This is a genomic window from Actinacidiphila cocklensis, from assembly GCF_907177275.1.
Classification (GTDB): Bacteria; Actinomycetota; Actinomycetes; order Streptomycetales; family Streptomycetaceae; genus Actinacidiphila; species Actinacidiphila cocklensis.
The window spans coordinates 1-3,949 of the sequence record NZ_CAJSLV010000133.1; the positions used below are offsets into that span (position 1 = coordinate 1).

A 3,949-nucleotide genomic window follows, 5' to 3' on the forward strand; every position below is an offset into this window, starting at 1 on the left:
ACCCCGACGTACGCGGCCCCGCCGCCGGCGTACGCGCCCACCGCGAGCTACCCGGCCGCGCCGCCGCCCCAGGGGCCGCCGCAGCCGGCGCAGCCGTCGCCCGCCGGGCTGTTCCTGCGCCGGGTCCTCGCCGGGCGCTGGGACGGCGCCGTGCTGGCGGCGCTGGTGCCCGCGCTGGTGCTGCTGGTGGTGTCCGGCGCTCTCGGCTCCTGGTCGCAGCACGCCTTCAGGGGCTCGGCGATCGGCTGGTTCAAGCGCAGCCGGCTCGCCCTGACACTGGCCGTCCAGGGCCTCGGCGGGCATGTCAGCGTCGGCAAGGACGACGTCAACCGGTTGATCGGCTCGAACGACTCCGACTGCTCCGACTACTACGACGACGACGGCTACAGCGACGACGACTACGGCACGGACTACGACTCCGGCTCGGACTACAGCGGCGACATGTGCGGCTCCGGCGCGGGCTCGGCGTCGCTGTCGGTCGTCCCGCTGACCTTCACGCTGCTGTGGATCGTCGCCCTGGTCCTGGTGCTGCGCTCGGTGCGCCGGCGTCCGGGCGGGACGGGACCCGAGGCGGCGGTCCGGGTCGCGCTGCTCAGCGCGGCGGCCGCGACCGTGCTGGCCTTCGTCGCGCAGCCCAGCATCGAGGGCGTGACGCTGCACAGCGGACCGTTCCGGGTGCTGCTGTGGTCGTTCCTGATCAGCCTGGTGACCGCGATGGTGGTGCTCAACGGCCCCGCGCTGCGGGCGCGTTTCGCCGCCGCCGCGCGGGTGGTCGGCGCCGCGACGACGGCGCTGGTGGTGACGGTGCTGTTCGCCGGCGTCGTCGTCTTCGTGATCGCGCTGGCCAACGTGGACAACGGCGTCACCGGCGACACCCTGGTCATGTTCGGAACCGTGTTGCCCAACCTGGGGCTCTCCGGGCTCGCGCTGGGCTGGGGCGCGCCCCTGCGGGCGAAGGAGACAGGCACGGGCAGCCACGCGTACGACGTCTCCTTCGGACTCTCCGAGCTGAGCCACATCTGGAACGGCTGGGCCACCGTGCTCGCCGTCCTCGGCGGGGTCGTGTGCGCGCTGGCCATCGGCCTGCTGGCGAGCGCCCGCGCCCGCGACCGGGCGGAACAGTTCGCCGTGGCGGGCGTGTTCACGGTGATGTTCACCGTGCTGGTCTCGATCGGCGGCATCGCGAGCGGCGGTACGGGCGTGGCGACCGTCGTCGGCGGCGCCCTCGGCCCGGCCGGGTCCAAAGTCGGCTCGGCCATGCCGGAGTCGCTGCTCTTCGCCCTGCTGTGGTCCGTCGGCGGCGTCCTGGCGGCGCCGTACGTCCGCCGTGTCCTCGGCATGGCGCCGGCCCCGGCCGGCGACGCGGCGGCACGTCCTTCGCCGTACGCCCCGCCGCCCTTCCCCTACGTCCCGCAGCAGCAGCGGCAACAGTCCCCGCAGCCGCAGCAGTCGGCGCCCGAGGAGGTCCACGACCTCGGCATCGTCCAGCCGGACCGGCTGAGCAAGGACGACAGCACCCGCCGTGACGAGGGCGGCGGCCGCCACCAGTAGGACGCGCGGGCCGCCCCACCCGAGTCGCGAGGCCCGGGCTGCTCATAGACTCAGGGAGCAGCCCGGGCCGCGGCCCGGGTGCCGCATAGCCGTCCTCGCCCCGAACGGGAGTGCCACCGTGCCCGACACCGCCCTGTCCGAGCGCACCGCCGACGTCATCGTCGTCGGCGCGGGCCCCGCCGGTTCGACGACCGCGTACTACCTGGCGAAGGCGGGTCTCGACGTCCTGCTGCTGGAGAAGACCGCCTTCCCGCGCGAGAAGGTCTGCGGGGACGGGCTGACGCCCCGGGCCACCAAGCAGCTGGTGTCGATGGGTATCGACATCTCGGAGGAGGCGGGCTGGCTGCGCAACAAGGGCCTGCGCATCATCAGCGGCGGGCTGCGCCTGGAGATGGACTGGCCGGAGCTGGCCGCGTACCCGAACTACGGACTGGTGCGCAAGCGCGAGGACTTCGACGACCTGCTCGCGCAGCAGGCGGTCAAGGCGGGCGCCCGGCTGTACGAGCGGTGCAACGTCGGCGCCCCGATCACCGACGAGCGCACCGGCCGGATCACCGGCGTGCAGGCCAAACTCGGCGAGGAGAAGACCCCGGTGGTCTTCCACGCCCCGCTGGTCGTCGCCGCCGACGGCAACTCCACCCGGCTGTCGCTCGCGATGGGCCTGCACCGGCGCGAGGACCGCCCGATGGGCGTCGCGGTGCGGACGTACTTCACCTCGCCGCGGCACGACGACGACTACCTGGAGTCCTGGCTCGAACTGTGGGACCGGCGCGGCCCCCAGGCACGCCAACTGCCCGGCTACGGCTGGATCTTCGGCCTCGGCGACGGTACGTCCAACGTGGGCCTGGGCATCCTCAACTCCTCGGCGTCCTTCCGCGAGCTGGACTGGCGCGAGGTGCTCAAGGCGTGGGTCGCCGGCATGCCGGAGGACTGGGGCTACACCCCGGAGAACATGACGCAGCCGATCCGCGGCGCCGCCCTGCCGATGGCCTTCAACCGCCAACCGCACTACACCCGCGGACTGCTGCTGGTCGGCGACGCGGGCGGGCTGGTCAACCCGTTCAACGGCGAGGGCATCGCCTATGCGATGGAATCCGGCCAGCTCGCCGCCGACGTCATTGTCCAGGCCCACGCCCGCGCCACCCCGGCGCAGCGCGAACTGGCCCTGCAGCGCTACCCGAAGGTCCTCAAGGACACCTACGGCGGCTACTACACGCTCGGCCGCGCCTTCGTGAAGCTGATCGGCAACCCGAAGGTGCTCCAGCTGTGCACCGAACGCGGCCTGACGCACCCGATGCTGATGCGCTTCGCCCTCAAGCTCCTGGCCAACCTCACCGACCCGACCGGCGGTGACGCGATGGACCGTGTGATCAACGGCCTGACCAAGATCACTCCCCGCGCCTGAGCCGCTGCGGGCCGGGGGGCACGACGGTCCCCCCGGCCGCTGCGGTCACTGGTCGTCGGTGGGCGGGATGGCGTTGCGCCAGACGGTGACGTCGATGACGGCGTAGGTGCTGGCCTCGGTGCTCTTCGAGGCGTGCTGGAAGGTGATCAGGGCGACCGTGCTGTCGGTGGTGGCGCAGAACTGCGAACCGGCCGACAGGCGGGCCACCTCGATCTCCCGGGTGTAGCGGGTGTCCTTCAGGCAGGTGTCCAGCGAGCCCTTCTCGCCCTGGTCGAGCAGCACGAACTTGGTCACGTCCGCGCCGAAGTGGCACTCGCTCGCCATGGAGCTGCAGTAGTAGTACATGTCCTCGTCGAGGCCCTCGGTCGGCTTGAGATCGGGGTCGCCGATCACCACGTGGTAGCCGTCGGCCAGCTGGATGCCCGGGTGGGACTCGGGTGAAGGCGGGGGAGCGCTGGTGGTGGGGGCCGGCGTCGTGGGCGTGTCGGCGGTGGGGCCGTCGGTCGGATTGTCGACCGGTGCCGCCGTCGTCGACGTGGACACCGACGGGCCGGACTTGCCCACGTCGTCCTTCCCGTCCTTGCCGCCGGTCAGCGCCAGCGTGGCGCCCACCGCGCCGGCGATCACGACCAGGGCCGCCAGCGTGGCCAGCAGGACGTTGCGCTTGGTCTTGCGCTTGGGCTGCTGCGGGCCGGGCGGGGGCTGCGGGGCGGCGTAGGAGTGCTGCTGCTGTTGCTGCGGGTACCCGTACGCCGGGTGCTGGGCGGGCTGTTGATGGGGCGCGGGCTGCTGGTGCTGGGCCGGCGGCTGCTGCATGTACGCCGGCTGCACCGGCTGGACCTGCGGCTGCGGCGCCGCGGGCTGCACGGAGGGCTGCGTCGGCGGGTGCACCGCAGGGCCGGACGGCGCGGGCGGCGTCGGGCTCTGGGCCGCGGGCTGCGTCGCCGGCTGGGCGGGCGGCTGCGCTGCGGGCGGCTGGGACGGCCTCTGCAC

Annotated in this window: 2 protein-coding genes and 1 pseudogene; 2 read left to right on the plus strand and 1 reads right to left on the minus strand. The window is 73.2% G+C overall.

Features of this window, described 5'->3' with window-relative positions:
- Both NFU81_RS40670 and NFU81_RS40675 read left to right on the plus strand, forming a co-directional pair.
- The coding region (locus NFU81_RS40670; protein ID WP_251502345.1) for a hypothetical protein at nucleotides 1-1,551 on the plus strand (1,551 nt) is incomplete at its 5' end.
- Nucleotides 1,552-1,669: 118 nt separating this feature from the next.
- The gene (locus NFU81_RS40675; protein WP_251502346.1) at nucleotides 1,670-2,956 is read left to right on the plus strand and encodes a geranylgeranyl reductase family protein; all 1,287 of its coding nucleotides are present in this window, start codon (nucleotides 1,670-1,672) and stop codon (nucleotides 2,954-2,956) included.
- 45 nt (nucleotides 2,957-3,001) lie between these two features.
- Here NFU81_RS40675 and NFU81_RS40680 read toward each other — a convergent pair.
- Nucleotides 3,002-3,949: pseudogene (locus NFU81_RS40680) on the minus strand (hypothetical protein); the annotation flags it as partial.